Origin of the sequence: Pedobacter steynii, from assembly GCF_900103665.1 — a bacterium.
Taxonomy (GTDB): domain Bacteria; phylum Bacteroidota; class Bacteroidia; order Sphingobacteriales; family Sphingobacteriaceae; genus Pedobacter; species Pedobacter steynii.
On sequence record NZ_FNGY01000016.1, the window covers coordinates 19,833 to 34,220 of the forward strand.

At 44.9% G+C, this 14,388-nt stretch carries 11 protein-coding genes; 5 read left to right on the top strand and 6 right to left on the bottom strand.

What is annotated here, in order from left to right:
- The first annotated feature begins 66 nt into the window (after positions 1-66).
- The 4 genes from BLQ87_RS30640 (at position 67) to BLQ87_RS30655 (ending at position 5,320) form a co-directional block, all read left to right on the top strand.
- A complete protein-coding gene (locus tag BLQ87_RS30640) occupies positions 67-2,304 on the top strand; it encodes an NHL repeat-containing protein (protein ID WP_074612720.1) in 2,238 nt (745 codons plus the stop codon).
- Positions 2,305-2,308: 4 nt separating this feature from the next.
- On the top strand, positions 2,309-3,613 hold the full coding sequence (locus tag BLQ87_RS30645; RefSeq protein ID WP_083362146.1) for a proprotein convertase P-domain-containing protein: 1,305 nt from the start codon (positions 2,309-2,311) through the stop codon (positions 3,611-3,613).
- Between the two features lie 54 nt (positions 3,614-3,667).
- Entirely contained in the window at positions 3,668-4,798 is a 1,131-nt protein-coding gene (locus tag BLQ87_RS30650; RefSeq protein WP_074612721.1) for a DEAD/DEAH box helicase, read from the top strand.
- Between the two features lie 138 nt (positions 4,799-4,936).
- On the top strand, positions 4,937-5,320 hold the full coding sequence (locus tag BLQ87_RS30655; RefSeq protein ID WP_074612722.1) for a DoxX family protein: 384 nt from the start codon (positions 4,937-4,939) through the stop codon (positions 5,318-5,320).
- 63 nt (positions 5,321-5,383) lie between these two features.
- Here BLQ87_RS30655 and BLQ87_RS30660 read toward each other — a convergent pair whose 3' ends face one another.
- Both BLQ87_RS30660 and BLQ87_RS30665 read right to left on the bottom strand, forming a co-directional pair.
- On the bottom strand, positions 5,384-6,217 hold the full coding sequence (locus tag BLQ87_RS30660; RefSeq protein WP_074612723.1) for a 3-keto-disaccharide hydrolase: 834 nt from the start codon (positions 6,215-6,217) through the stop codon (positions 5,384-5,386).
- A 237-nt stretch (positions 6,218-6,454) separates the two neighbouring features.
- Positions 6,455-6,799, bottom strand: a complete 345-nt coding sequence (locus tag BLQ87_RS30665) for a class I SAM-dependent methyltransferase (RefSeq protein WP_074612724.1) — start codon at positions 6,797-6,799, stop codon at positions 6,455-6,457.
- A gap of 91 nt (positions 6,800-6,890) precedes the next feature.
- Between BLQ87_RS30665 and BLQ87_RS30670 the strand changes: the two genes are divergently transcribed.
- Positions 6,891-7,286 carry an acyl-CoA thioesterase gene (locus tag BLQ87_RS30670; RefSeq protein WP_074612725.1) on the top strand — a complete coding sequence of 132 codons (396 nt, stop codon included), beginning with the start codon at positions 6,891-6,893 and terminating at the stop codon, positions 7,284-7,286.
- Here BLQ87_RS30670 and BLQ87_RS30675 read toward each other — a convergent pair.
- Genes BLQ87_RS30675 through BLQ87_RS30690 form a run of 4 tightly spaced genes read right to left on the bottom strand, consistent with a single transcriptional unit; the run spans position 7,279 to position 14,363 of the window.
- Positions 7,279-8,835: an ATP-binding protein gene (locus tag BLQ87_RS30675; protein WP_245723965.1), complete on the bottom strand. Its 1,557-nt coding sequence runs from the start codon at positions 8,833-8,835 to the stop codon at positions 7,279-7,281. The genes BLQ87_RS30670 and BLQ87_RS30675 overlap by 8 nt on opposite strands.
- Before the next feature lie 10 nt (positions 8,836-8,845).
- Complete coding sequence (locus tag BLQ87_RS30680) at positions 8,846-9,637, bottom strand: hypothetical protein (protein ID WP_074612726.1); 792 nt, start codon at positions 9,635-9,637, stop codon at positions 8,846-8,848.
- Between the two features lie 11 nt (positions 9,638-9,648).
- Positions 9,649-10,989, bottom strand: a complete 1,341-nt coding sequence (locus BLQ87_RS30685; protein WP_074612727.1) for a vanadium-dependent haloperoxidase — start codon at positions 10,987-10,989, stop codon at positions 9,649-9,651.
- A gap of 17 nt (positions 10,990-11,006) precedes the next feature.
- A complete protein-coding gene (locus tag BLQ87_RS30690) occupies positions 11,007-14,363 on the bottom strand; it encodes an eCIS core domain-containing protein (RefSeq protein WP_074612728.1) in 3,357 nt (1,118 codons plus the stop codon).
- Positions 14,364-14,388 lie beyond the last annotated feature (25 nt).

Genomic DNA, 14,388 nt, shown 5'->3' on the forward strand with positions numbered 1-14,388 from the left:
CGTTTATATACAGTAGCAGATCTGCTTTTGATCGCTTCATATCCATTAAAAGACAAATACACTCCTATGAAAAACATAATTTATAAAATATTCCTGTTGCCGGCATTAGTGCTTTTTGCAACAAATATGGTAAAAGCGCAATTGCCCTTAGCCTATGGTGATGCTGTGGCTACCCACAGCCCTATTCAAAATAGTGGTGTAGTTTTAAGAACTGTAAAAACTTCCAATACCTCAACCGCAACAACCGGTGCCAATTGGAATACACCCGCTATGACTCCGGCCGGCACCAAACCTTCAAACTGGAGTGCTCCAGGCTGGACGGTTCAAAAGCTGGGTTCTATTTTCGGGGTTACTATAGACGATAAAACTTCCGCACCTAATATTTATGTTTCCTCTACACAGATCTACGGAGGATCAGTACTCAATCAGAGTAAAATTTTCAGGATAGACGGAACCAGTGGCATTCCCACTCAGATATTCGATTTCTTAAATAAAGACCGTTCCTTAGGGAACTTAAAATACCTGAGAATCGGGACGGTGGAAAACATTTACGTTTCAAACTGGGACGGCGCCGGCTCCATCAACCGGATCAAATCCATCAATAACGGGGTAACCTGGACTGCGGCAAATACTTTTGTGGCAAAAGATAGCGGAGGCCCGTTAAAAAACACCATGCCCTACGGTATTGCCATCCGAAAGCTTAGCGGAACCGGAAATCCATATCGGTTATATTATTCCAGGATCAGCCTGCTGCAGCCCTATAGCGCAAATGACATCTGGTCGGTTGAGCTTGATGTAAACGGGGATTTTGATACCGCTACGGAACAGATGGAGACGCTAAATATCTCTTTGATGGCCGGCACTTCCACGGCCAGCTTCCCATACAACAATGGCATAGCCGTGATCTCCGACATGGCCTTTTCAGAAAGCAAGAATTCATTACTCATTGGTCAGCAAACCTGGCAGAACAGCAACCCGGCTACCTCTCAATTCGCCGTAATGGGCGCACATAATTCTAAAGTAGTGGAGTTCGACAATCAATTGCCTCTGGGAAGCCATTTATGGAATGTAAATACAAATTTATATCCTGCAGGAAATGGGGTGAACAAAAACTGTGCAGGAGGTGTCAGTTATTCCAATAACATCATGATGAAAGATGAACTTTCGTTTGCCTGTGACACCACCATATGGTTGTCGACGGACGCAATGTCTGCCCCCAATCCTTTGGTTTACGGAATCCAGGGCATGAGAAGAAGCCCAACGAATACGCTATGGAATTCCATCTGGATTGACGCCGATGACAACACCACAACCTGGGATAAAACAAGATTAGGAGATGTGGAAGTCTATAAGAAACCCCTAAACTGCAGCCCATGTTCCTGCGGCAGCTGGCAAGGAGGACCAACCTTAGGCGGAACCGCTATCCCTGCTACAGGAGGGACAGCCGCCGTGCCTTTAACCTACCCGCTTCAGTTTATTCAGGGAAATGTTTCCGGACTCCTCAATGCCGTTTATAACTGCAACGGCAATTGTGGGGCATCGTATTCCTGGCAAATCCTGGCCGCAAGCGGAGTCACTGTCGCAACAGGTACCAGTTTACCACTGGATTTAAAGCAATATAACAGCAAACTCAATTGTGGCGCCTATATCTTAGTGATCAAAGCAAAATGTGGGGATAGCGAATGTGAGAATCTGACCATTCCAATTACCATCATCTGCGAACCGCCCAGCTGCTGCCGTGCCGAAATCACCATTAAACAAACCGCAGCATCATTTAATGTCGTGACGAATCTCGCAAATCCAAATGCCTATTCTACCGGATCGGGTACATTCAGTATTTCCACAACCACACCGATGACTGAAGTTCGCGTCAGTGTAGAAGAGTTCCGATTGATCGCTTCCTCCCCAAACTGCCTGAACTGTAACAATCGCCCGGTAACCTGGGGCAACATCTTATCCGCCAGCTTAAATGCACAGCCCATGAATTTAAGTGGCTATATCGGTCCGGTAACCGGAAGTATCGCAGCGGATTACCGCGAGGCCGTATTAAATTCAACGGTTCCCATCTCCTTAAATCCGGGCATCCTTAACATAAAACTATCACTGCCAACTGTCACAGAGCTCAGCTGCTGCGAGGTCAAAGTATACCTCTGCTTAAAGTTTACCTTTAAAGACATCAATTGCAGGGAATGTGTACAGATGGTTTGCGGAGAATTCGCATTAAATCCGCGAAAACTAACCAGCCCAGGCACGGCTACACCCATAGGTCCTGCACATATAAAAACTTTCAAAGTTGAACATTAACAAGATGCGCTATATAAAGCCCCGCAGCCTGAAACGGTTGCCAGGCTTTCTTTTTCTAATCGGATGTTTGTCATCATCTGCACAAACCTTTACGACTAAAGGGACTTCCCTCTACGATTATTACGGATATTATTTCAGACAGGAGTTTAACATTGAAGTTACTGGCTTACCTGCTGTTGCCGACAGCAGTTTTGGCTTGACCTCTGTTTTACTCAACCTGCGTCATGAGCGTGTGAGTGATCTAAAAATAACTTTAGAAAGTCCGGATGGAGCCAGTATCTGGCTAACCAACCGTAATGGAAAAGATTCCGGAGCACATTATATCCATACCAGATTTTCGCAATTCGGCCAGTCGGGATTAATCAGTGCAGCAAGGGCACCCTTTACCGGGGATTACCGTCCGGATGGGCAACTGGAGTTTTTAAACCATGGACAAAATCCAAACGGCACCTGGAAACTGTACATAGAAGATTTAAAAAAGGATTTCAGCGGTGATCTGGACAGCATCCAACTGCTGTTTAGCCATCAACCGGCAAAGGCAATCATTAGAAAGAAGTGTGATTTTGAAAACATCGGATTATGCGACTGTCCGGATGGTGCGAAAAACTGCGATCTGCTGCCCGATTTAGTCATCATTCCTTTTTTTACGGAAAATCAGATTCAGGAATATGCATGGAATGACCCGGTTTACCCCCGACAATTACGACTTGCGGCAACCATAGCTAATATTGGTTATGGGCCGATGGAAATAAAAGGGGCAAAAGCTGAAAAAGAAGGCAGGCTATCCGTTAATCAGAGAATTTACAACCGAAAGAATGGCAAGCTCGCTTATCAGGATTTCCCTGCCGGAACGATGTATTTTGAGGACAAACCCGGGCACAACCATTATCATGTGGATGATTGGGTGGAATTCAGGCTTGTTAAAATCAGTAATAAAAAAAGAACGATCCTTACAAAAGGATCTAAGGTTAGCTATTGTTTGTTTACCACAGGCATCATTTATCAGAGCGATGGATTCAGTACCATTAACGGAAAGAAATATGGAGAAAACATGCCAAACTATGGTCTTGGGTACTACCCTTCCTGCAATTTTGATAAACAGGGAATCAGCGTTGGCGGCTATGACACTTATGGAATGTTGTATGAAGGTCAATACCTGGAACTACCTGAAAATCTGCCAAACGGGGACTATACTTTGGAAATAGAAATCGATCCGCACCATTGGTACAGGGAAAGCGATAAGAAGAATAATGTTTTCAGTATGAAGGTTCGTGTCGGAAAACAAGTCGTTTACCCCAGTCGAAGATAAGTAAAGCCGCTCTTCCCGCGATTTTTGCTTATTTTTACAAAAAAATCGAGTAATATGCCTTTTACGTCCTTAGGTTTATCACCTGCTTTAACAAAAGCACTGGTAGATCAAAATTTCACAGTACCCACTCCTATTCAACAAAGTGTTATACCCGCTATATTAGCTCATAAAGATGTTTTAGCCATTGCCAAAACAGGCTCCGGAAAAACGGCAAGTTATGTTTTACCGCTGCTAATGAATGTGCAAAAGACATTCGGACAAAAGAACCGCCACGCAAATGTATTGGTTTTAGTGCCTACCCGTGAGCTTGCAGAGCAGGTGAAAAATGTTTTTATCACTTTTAGTCAGCCGCTTCCCGAATCTATTAAAACGCTGGCTGTTTATGGTGGTGTTTCCATCAATCCACAAATGATGGCCATGCAAGGGATCAATATATTGGTTGCAACACCAGGCCGTTTATTGGAACTGGTAGCTTCAAATGCAGTTCATTTATCGGCTATTGAAACATTGGTACTGGATGAAGCAGACAAAATGCTGAACCTCGGATTTAAAGAAGAGCTGAACAAGATCTTATCACTTTTACCTGAAAAGCGTCAGAACATATTGTTGTCTGCCACATTGAGCAAAGATCTTCAGCATATCCACCAAATCCTGTTACATGATCCGGTGGTGATCAAGATTGAAGCGGAAGAGGAATCTTTGGACCTGATCAATCAGGTGGCATACATCGTTTCAGAGGAGAAGAAAGGTCCTTTTTTACGCTACCTGATCAACCATCATGACATGAAACAGGTATTGGTTTTTGCTTCTTCAGTTCATCAGGCGGATGCCATCGTGAACAAGCTCCGCAAAAACAACATTGATGCAAAAGCCATTCACAGCAAAAAAAGCCAAGGTGCCAGAACCGAAGCTTTACAACATTTTAAATCGGGTAAACTGCGGGTCCTGGTCGCCACAGATTTAATGGCCAGGGGAATTGACATTAATTTCCTTCCCTTTGTGATCAATTATGAGTTACCCCGTTCTCCTAAAGACTATGTTCACCGCATCGGCAGAACCGGTCGCGCAGAAGCCGCAGGAGATGCTATTTCGCTGGTTAGCCAACAGGAACTGCACCATTTTGAGGTGATTCAGAAAAAGATGGGTAAAAAGGTGAATTTGATTGACGGAGAAAATATCCTATAAAGCTTTTTCGGGATGTCCCGGCCGACATGATTTTAGGGTTAAGCTATTGATTTTCAAGATTAAAATAGTAATTTAATACTAACAAGCTCTGGATATAGACAGAGATGGCATAGATTATTAACCATTAAAATCAATAAAATGAAAATCGTAAAAATCGTATTATGTGTTCTTTTCGGTCTGATGTTTCTCAATGCCGGATTAAGCAAATTCTTCCATTATATGCCCATGCCGGAAATGACGGCAGAGCAAATGAAATTGATGGAAGCATTTGGCAGGATTTCCTGGCTGATGCCTCTGATCGGCGCAATTGAAATAATTGGTGGTCTGCTATTTATGTTACCTAAATACAGGGCCCTTGGTGCTATTGTCATTTTACCGGTAATGGTAGGCGTTGTGCTCCATAACGCTATTTTCGAACCATCTGGTCTGGCCATCGCATTGCCGTTTTTCTTCATCAACCTTTGGATGATTGGAGATAACTGGAATAAATACAAACCTATGATCAGCGATTCAAAGGTTTAATGATTTTTATTTGCAAACCGGTCGTATAGAGATCTACACGACCGGTTTGCTGCATTGATCTCCTTACTGCTTCAAAACCTTTTCAATTACTTTATCTAATTTCGGCTTATCACTTGCATAAGCTTCCAGGTTGTAAAGCCTTACTTTTTTAAATTCAATAGGATGGCTTTCACTCTGCAAAGAAATATAACCACCGGTTAAGGCTTTGCCATCTTCTTTCATCTTCGGATCATAATTGGCAACATTGCCACCACCGATTTGAGGTTTTGTATATTCCAGCACCACTTCCTTATCAATAATATGTTTAATCACTGAATCTCCCAAAACCAGGAATTTGGCGGTCACCCATTGATCACCGGCATAAGTCTTAGATTTTGAATCTAAACAATGTGGCGTAAATAGCTTCCCTTCATAAAAAACGGTTGTACCGGGAGTACATAAATTGCTCGTAGGACGGATATGTGTACCATCACCGCCTAAAATCTGCGCTTCTACAGAAATAGGAAAATCCTGGTTTTTAAGCATCGTTTCCGGTGCCTGACAGTGCAGCATCGCTCCGCTATTTCGCAAAGCCCAGCCTTCACCTCCTTTGGCCTGTTCCCCAACAAAACGATAGGTGACCTCCAGCAGATAATAAGAGAAAGGTGTTTTGTAAAACATATGCCCGTATTGCTGATCGAAATTTTCATAGCCATCATAATTCACTTTGATCAGGCCATCTTCGACACGAAAAGTATTCGCATAATTTTCGTTGTAATCATGTTTGGAAATTTTGATGTTCCAGTCTTTCAGGTCTTTTCCGTTAAAAAGATCTATCCAGCCCTTTTGGGCGGAAGAATGGTTGACAAATAAGAAAGTCAGGGATACAAATAGCGACAAGCCGATTTTTAGTTTCATACTTAAAAGCAATGGTTAGGCTTTAAAAATAGGAATTAAAATTCGCAAAAAATTCCAGAAGTTGATTTGTTTCCAGAAGCTATTTTATAAGTTTTAATCTCTCGATGAACGATTTTCCTTTGGTTTGAAGTTCATCATGATCTTTTTTTTGCGATAATAATCAGATCTGTTACCCCTGCTCCTTCCTGCATCAGATAGTCCTTACGTTGCAGGTTTACAATTTCAAACCCCTTTACTTTAAGCCCGTCGACAAGGTAGTCTTCCTGATGAAAATGAATATACATTTCTGCAATCCATTAATTCAAATGTGGCTGTTGGATTATTTGCTTTAGCAAGATCAATCATATTCAAAGATAGGTCAATGCCTAAGATGTTGAAATCAGGGCGTTTCTTTAACAAATATTTAATGATGTTACCTGGTCCGCAGGCAAGTTCTAAAATATCAGCATTTTCTTTTGTGATATGTTCACAGAATAAATCGAAGGATTCGTGATACAATTGCGTATCCATGAATTTATCCTGATATTCATTTGCACGTTTATTAAATACCGCTACGGCATTTTTTGTCTTATCCTTATTCATAGTGGTTCTGCAATTGATTACCTTGACCATTAAGTTAAAGATATATTCTCTTCTTTGTATAAGACAATTATTTCCATCTTTACAAAACAATATGCAAAACTATATTTTTGAAATTCAGTTAAAGGTAAGAGATTACGAATGTGACCTGCAGGGCGTGGTAAATAACGCGGTGTATCAAAACTATCTGGAACATGCCAGGCATGAATACCTGTCCTCAAAAAAGGTTTCCTTTAAGGAACTGGCAGAAAAAGACATCTTGCTCATGGTGTCCAGAATAGAAATGGACTTTAAAAGATCACTGACCTCCGGTGATACTTTTTCTGTGAAACTAAGAACAGAACGCCAGGGATTGAAGCTCCTGTTTTTTCAGGATATCTTTCGCAGTGCCGACAATAGCTTATGCCTTCAGGCTAAAGTTGAAGTGATTGGCAAAATAAATGGTAAACTGAACAGAGGAGACATTTTTGACACCCTGGATTTTAATTAAAAGGCTTACCTTCTTTCAGCAATTCTTTCTTTATACCGTACAATACATCGTTCAAATAAATGTTCTTTTCTGCTTTTTGCTCATGGTATCGTTCCAGTGCTTTGATACTGGCATAATGAACCACATTTACAATATAGCCACCTGAAATCGGGTAACTCTTTACAAGTTCAGGAATGTCAACCGTTTCCTCTTTTTCATTACAAAACCGGACGTCCCTCGGGAAGGCCAGACGCCATATTTTAGCCCGCTCCTCTGCTTCCGGTAAAGAGAATTTAAGGACCGCATTGAACCTGCGAATAAAAGCATCGTCAATGTTGTTCTTCATATTGGTGGCAAGAATCACCATTCCATTATAATCTTCAATCCTTTGAAGCAGGTAAGATACCTCCTGATTCGCATATTTATCATGGGCATCCCTCACATTTGTCCGCTTTCCAAATAAAGCATCCGCCTCATCAAAAAACAGGATCCAACCTTTATCTTCCGCCCTGGCAAAGAGCAGTTCGAGGTTCTTTTCCGTCTCTCCAATATATTTTGACACAACCATAGACAGGTCAATCTTATAGACATCTTTACCAACTTCCTTGCCCAGTAAGCCCGCAGTAAAGGTTTTTCCGGTTCCAGAAGGGCCATAAAGCAAAGCGCGGTAGCCTCTTCTCAGGCGATCGCCCATTCCCCATTCCCCAACCAGCTGATCATTGTATTTCAACCAGCTTTTCAGTTCATTGATCTGTTCTTTAAGTTCATCATTGATCACGAGATCTTCCCAGCCGAGGTCGGTATGAATTAGTTTTGCCGGAAAATTCATGCTGAATCTTGGCGGAATGGGCTTGCCATAAATGAAAGTATCCAAATACTCCGATGAGAGTGTAATTTTCCCACTCATTACCGGCTCTCCGGATGGCTGATCAGTTAACCATAGGATCTTGTTCTTCTCAAACAAATGATCCGGCCAAAACAGACGCTGAATCTCCAGACGCCGCTCAAAATCATCATCTCCAAGCAGGAAAACAGCTGTTTCCCCAGTGGGTATGAAGCCCCTGAAATCTTTTCCCCGTACACCTCCTATTCTTTGGAAATCTCCGGAATCCTGGATTTTATAACTGATCACCCGGTCAAACAGATCGGATTGAACATGCGGGACGAGTCCAATCATCAATAAAACGGCCTCATCGGAATTGAGTTGATGCTCCTGAATAAAGTTCGCCAAAGCCGCCGACCATTTGCCGGTATCCAGCACAGGCTCCTGATGGTCTTCATCTGAAGGGAACCAGGTATTGAGGCGATATAAAATCAATTGTTCCAGATACCTCAATTCTTCAGGGGCATTCCGGTCGGTAAAGGTTTGGGGCATATGACTTGAATTTATATTTTTTGTAGGATCATCTGGTGTTGTTTCTCTTTCATTATCGATTAACGTTCCAGCTTCGGCTGGATCAGACACTGCCGTAGCTGTTAAATCCGCGCCTAAAGAAGGCTGTTCCGTCCGACTGAATGGCCCTTCATTTTGATTTCTTCCAAGAATTGATTTTAACTTCTGTAAGTTCATTATCTATCGGTTAAGCCATTTTTGTGTCGCCGTCAGGTATTTCGAAATCTCCTTTTTCCGGAGCTTCCGGCTTTTCTATTTTCGGCTCCGGCGCCTTCACTTGATCCGGTATACAATTGCTCTTTTGATTAGGGTCTACATGTTTGCTCTCGCCGCAGCAATAGTTAAACATAAAATTCCAGCGCTCCGGCGGACAATTTGCCGGTCGGTCTACGTTTCCAGGCACAGGTTTCTTCTTAAAATAGTTTTTAACCTGATCGATGGAGTCTGAGCTCACGCAGGCATTTTCCCCTCCGGCTGCTGTGCCCGGAACCGGGCCGCAACCTTCCCATTGTCCGTTTTTCCAGCTCAAGGTAAAAGTCTGGTCATTCCTGTCAAAAGGCCCGCCTGGCTGAACGGCTGTTGCAGGGCTTTGTTCTTCCTGTTTTTGAATGTGCCTTTCCTGTATTTCTTCTGAATCTGGCTCCGGTTTTTCCTGAATTTCCTTATCTGCGGCCATCCTGGCATCGTTTGTCCCCTGCTTTTCATCCTCAGCGGAGGTCGCGAGGCGTTGCACACTACTGATGCTGCGTTCTTGTATTTCTTTCTTTTCTGAGGGCTTATTGACCACCTGGTCTGCAACTGCATCGGCCTCGTGCTCATGCTGATCACCAGGCTCATTTACCGTTAACTTGGCCTGAAAAAAACCGCCTGCAGTTTTCGCTGCAGCCTGTCCCTGCTGATTGCCGAAAAACGGTTTTTGCTTTGCGTCATCATGCGTATTTGCATTGCGCTGACGATAGACTCTTGAGCGATAAGGCATAATTTTAAGATTTAATCGTTAAAATAAAACAGGGCTTTTTCCCAGGCGTTCGTCCCTATACTAATCCCCAGCTTCTGCCCTTCTTCATTTCCCCGGGGAAAATGAATTCCCCCATACACCCGTGACAATCCTGCCTGTTCGGCAGCACTGGTAAATGTGGGCCAGTCTAAGCGGACTTCCGTACAGGGCACCTTACCCGGCTCGATAACAGAACTACCTGTTTTCAGCGTGGTGCAACCTCCAAAATGGTCGCTTCCCGTAAATTGCCTCAATACTGTGGCCGCAGCCCTGCTAAAACTGCTGTGTCCGGACACATGTTCGGGAAAGGGAGGTGTTTCAATATAGGAGACCCATTGTTCTCCTTTGATCGTCTGTGTCCCCTTACCCGGACCGCCCCAGGCCTGTACCTCCAATCCTTTATAAATTGTTCTGATCGCCGTTATCGGACGCACAGAATTGTAGTAGTATTTCGCTTCCCAGCAGGCGATTGAGGCATCAAACAAAGCATTGCTCAGGGCAAAAAACAACTTGATACCATCGGTATTCCGGTATTGTTCCCTTTCGGCAATAAATTGCGCGATCTCACACCAATGCCCCGGAGGACTAAAAGTTCCAGGGCCATCCGCCCAATAAGAAGCAATTGCTTTCTGCTCCTCCGTCAGTGCTGCGCTGATTTCCAGTACTTCTTTCACCTGTGGCCGGAAATCAAAATCTTCCTTCCGGAACGGGGGGGCCGGCCGGAACTGCCAGTTGAAATTTAAAGAGAATGATTTCAACAATCCCCAATGTGGACACAGGAATTGCTGGATAGCGCCCCCCTCTTTTCTCAGTGGCTGCCAAAAGCTCAGGTCGTTAACCTGATCCGGAGTGTTGACCGGCCAATAACCGGTATAATCAGACCAATGTGGCATGTGTAACGTGCCTTGCTGATTGGCACCATCCCCATGCCCCCTTTCTATCACCAGACGGCCAACCAGGTTGCCAATTCCCTGAGGCAGGGAGATGTCCAGGGTCGTATCATCCGGATCATAATCACAGGTACACATCAGGTCGCGGAACAGGTCTTTTTTTTCTGAAGGAAGTGCCAGCCAAAACAGGTCCATCAATACCCGATAGGCAGCATAGCTGAATGCTTTTCGGGTGTTCTCTTTTACACATTCCTGATCTGCCATTTTAATGTATTTTGCCGTCGTGGTACTGATGGCGCATTTATCAAAGACAGACCATGCATCATACATCGCAGTATGTGCCATCGCCAAAGCCCTGGCTGCCAGTGGCGGCGAAGTTTTAGTGAATTTAATGGCATCGAGGATGAGCTGATTCCATTGAAGGGCGAGTGGTTTTTCTGACATGGTTGTTTTTAATTTAATTAGAACAAAACGCCGTTATTATAACTTCTCCTGATTGCACTCCAGTTCTGATCGTCCTTAACGACACAATAGACCCTGCAATCAGGAGTGATTGGCACAGTCCTGAGCCAGCCGGAACATCGCGGACAAGGAACCCTTTCTGAGAAAATTGCCGCCAGCGTAAAATTACCGGCTCCAAATCGCCGGTTGGCTTCGATGAAAATCATATCTTCAGAATGGAGTCCCCCTCCGGGTATATTAGCAGCGGCCACATATTCGATGCTATTGTTAACCAAAAATTTTGCCACTGCAATATTGCTGGCTCTAAAATTAGCGACCGTGGTACCTGTAGCCGTTCTCAAAAGACAAGCAGGAACCCGAAGATCATCTGGGGTTGGCCCTACACCAATAAAGGGCATTGAGCCTCTGGTAAGGCCGAACATCAAGGATTTTTCGTAGCAAATACCTTTCTTTTTCTCACATGCATCCGGATTAATCCGATCCTTTCGTGCAGTCTGTAGCATCCCATTTGGAGATGTTGTAGCGGGACCGGTCGTTTGATGGGTATCAGGATCCTCTGTTAGTACTTCAGGTGATTTCCTGCCTTCCACTAAATTTTCTGTAGCTGTTCCATCGCTTACGCCATCTTCAAATTTAGCTGCAATCTGACCCGGTGCTGAAGGACTGACAGGCGCCGGTTGTGGCCGGGTAGGAAACGGAATTACCCTTCCTGGTCCGGCAGGTGCAGCAGGTGCGACCGGTTGAGGTTGTGGTTGTGGCCGCGGCGGCGGTATTGGTTGAGGTACCGGCGTAGGCTGTGGTGTTGGTTGTGGAGTTGGCTGTGGCGTTGGTTGTGGTGTTGGTTGCGGAGTTGGCTGTGGAGTGGGTTGTGGTGTTGGCTGTGGTTGCGGAACACCTTGAGGAGCGCCTTTTAGGAAATTGGCAATTAAGGTAACGAGCTCCGCCAAAAGTGCCATCAGGGCTTGCAGTACCAATGCCACACCCATTGCGATAAAACTTGCTACCGCAGTTAAAATGTCGATCTGGCGTTTTTCACAAAGCTGCCTTGCAGTATACAGGCGTATCAGGCTGATGATGACGGTAGCGCTTTCCGCAGCAAGGAAAGAAGTCATCAGTAACTCTCCTAGGGGCGCCATCGTAGCCACTCCTGCGAAGAAACCGGCCACAATACCGGGAACTACGCCAACTTCGGCCGCCGCAATTCCGCCCAGGACCATTTCTACCAGGATCACTATAATGGCTACGTATCCAATTAAAAGCCCTACAACATAGTTCAGCCTCCTCCATAAGGCCAAGGGGAAATCCAGCAGAATCATAAAGTTGGACCAGATATCATGAAGGCATCCAAGTGGATCATCGAAGAAATTCCTTGGCATATAAAGGCTGTCAACGGCGGTTGCCCAATCGTCGTACCAGAGTTGACTGAATTGTCTGAAGATCGCCCTGATCGTTGCAGGTGGCCAAAACATATTGACCACAGTGGTCCATAGCAATTTCTTAACGTCCAGTTCGGCCCAGGCCCTGGAGATATAGTACACAATCCCACTGCCCACTTCATCGAGCGTTGCGGTGCGTCTGTCTTCGGCATCTATAGGTACTCTTTGAACGGTACCGCTATCCCCTTCCTGCGCAGCTCCACCCGGGTAGTTTTGTCTTGCCATGTCATTTCCCAAAGTTTCTGCACGGCCGGGGGCTTCAGCGTCTAATTTCGCAGCAATCTGGTCCAGAAATGGCTGGATGGTGGCCTGTGGATCTTCAAACAATTTAGTGAAGTAATCAAATACTTCTTTAAGGCTCCGTACCATGGAAATCACCCTATCGATCGCGAATCCAATTACATTATCGGCGAAGGACCGTACCGCAGCCAATATCTCCTGTATCATGCTGGTCAGGCGTTGCCAAAGATCCGTCCAGAAAGCGCTAAACTGAGTCCATAAAGACCGAAGGCCACTAAAAAGCGAGCGGGCACTTTCTTGTACCCCTGCCGGCAACAGGTCAAATGCAACGTTGTCAAATAATCCTTCTATCGTCTCAAAAGTGTTGGTAATGAATCCAGAAACGGTATCCCAAACCCCTTGTCCGAATTGCAATACGCCATTGATGACGGAATTAATCCCCGTCCAAAGCGCAGAGGCACCCTCTTTTGCTGAATCCCAGATATTCCCCAGGAGATCGGCGTTCATCATTGATAATGCCGACATAAAGCCTGACAATGGCGTGGTAATGAAGTGGATTAAGTCGCCAAACCCGTTTTTAATGTCTTCAAAACTGGTCCGCCCGAATTCTCTGACACTGTCCCATTTTTCATTCAGCCAATTGATTCCGGTATCAACCAAATCGCTGATTTGTTCAAAGACCCAGTCTACTGCAGCGCTGGCCTGGTCGCCCACCCATTCTGCGCCATCGGCAATCTGCCCACCTACCCATTGTGCACCGTCAACTACGCCACCCGCCGCATCAGATGCCGTATCACTTACCCAATCTGCAGCATCACTCATCCAACCCGGCAACCGTTGAATTTTCCTTTGGGCGGGCTCAGACTCACCATTTTGTTGCAGGGTATGCGTCAACTCGTGTGCCAACAAGTGTTTTCCTGAATCTGATTCGGTATCGTACTTTCCTGAGTTAAAATAAATATCATTGCCATGTGTGAATGCCTGAGCATGTAAATCTTCACTCATTTGCTGGGCATTACTGCCGGTATGAATTCGCACACCAGAAAAATCAGCTCCAAATGAAGATTCCATCTGTGTGCGGGTGCTTTCCGGTAACGAACTGCCTGTTCCCGAAGAAGCGTTCAAATTACTTTCAATCGATGTCGGGGCGACTTGCGCGGAATGATCTTCTTCCTTTTTTTGTACTTTCTGTTCCTCTTCCTTTTCGCAGCTGGCACATTTACGCTGAACCGGTTTTTCATCTCCGGGAGGTTCTCCATTGCTCTCAAAAATCGGTTTACGCCGGAGTTCTAATGGTGATTCCTGAACCAAATCTTCCTCTTCTTTCTTTTGCAGTTGCTCTTCGTGCTCACAAGCGGAACATTTTGCCTGTATCACCGGGGTAACGGGACCGACCAATGGTTTGGCCTGAACGGCCGATTCTTTTTTTGTCAGCACCTGAGGTGTTGCGAGTCGCTGTACCACCTGATCTGCTCTGGCATCAGCTTCCTGTTCGTATTTATCGTTGGGCTGGCCTACGGTCAGTTTCCTTTGCACAGGGAATGAATTGCTGTTCTGCTTTTGAAAAAAGGGTGTTTCTGCAGAGGTATCACTGAGCAAAGCAGTATCCGCCCCCTTATTAAAGAAAGGAGTTCCGGATTTGGCGGGTGTTGCCACTGACTTCGCTTCGCCAGCTTTCATAGTTTATCTTTTAATACAACATTAA

What these genes read in the sequence shown, in the direction of transcription:
- BLQ87_RS30670 (WP_074612725.1), top strand. Translation starts at nt 6,891, where the DNA reads ATGCAAAACTATATTTTTGAAATTCAGTTAAAGGTAAGAGATTACGAA.
- BLQ87_RS30690 (WP_074612728.1), bottom strand. Translation starts at nt 14,363, where the DNA reads ATGAAAGCTGGCGAAGCGAAGTCAGTGGCAACACCCGCCAAATCCGGA.
- BLQ87_RS30660 (WP_074612723.1), bottom strand. Translation starts at nt 6,217, where the DNA reads ATGAAACTAAAAATCGGCTTGTCGCTATTTGTATCCCTGACTTTCTTA.
- BLQ87_RS30645 (WP_083362146.1), top strand. Translation starts at nt 2,309, where the DNA reads ATGCGCTATATAAAGCCCCGCAGCCTGAAACGGTTGCCAGGCTTTCTT.
- BLQ87_RS30640 (WP_074612720.1), top strand. Translation starts at nt 67, where the DNA reads ATGAAAAACATAATTTATAAAATATTCCTGTTGCCGGCATTAGTGCTT.
- BLQ87_RS30680 (WP_074612726.1), bottom strand. Translation starts at nt 9,637, where the DNA reads ATGCCTTATCGCTCAAGAGTCTATCGTCAGCGCAATGCAAATACGCAT.
- BLQ87_RS30650 (WP_074612721.1), top strand. Translation starts at nt 3,668, where the DNA reads ATGCCTTTTACGTCCTTAGGTTTATCACCTGCTTTAACAAAAGCACTG.
- BLQ87_RS30685 (WP_074612727.1), bottom strand. Translation starts at nt 10,989, where the DNA reads ATGTCAGAAAAACCACTCGCCCTTCAATGGAATCAGCTCATCCTCGAT.
- BLQ87_RS30675 (WP_245723965.1), bottom strand. Translation starts at nt 8,835, where the DNA reads ATGAACTTACAGAAGTTAAAATCAATTCTTGGAAGAAATCAAAATGAA.
- BLQ87_RS30655 (WP_074612722.1), top strand. Translation starts at nt 4,937, where the DNA reads ATGAAAATCGTAAAAATCGTATTATGTGTTCTTTTCGGTCTGATGTTT.
- BLQ87_RS30665 (WP_074612724.1), bottom strand. Translation starts at nt 6,799, where the DNA reads ATGAATAAGGATAAGACAAAAAATGCCGTAGCGGTATTTAATAAACGT.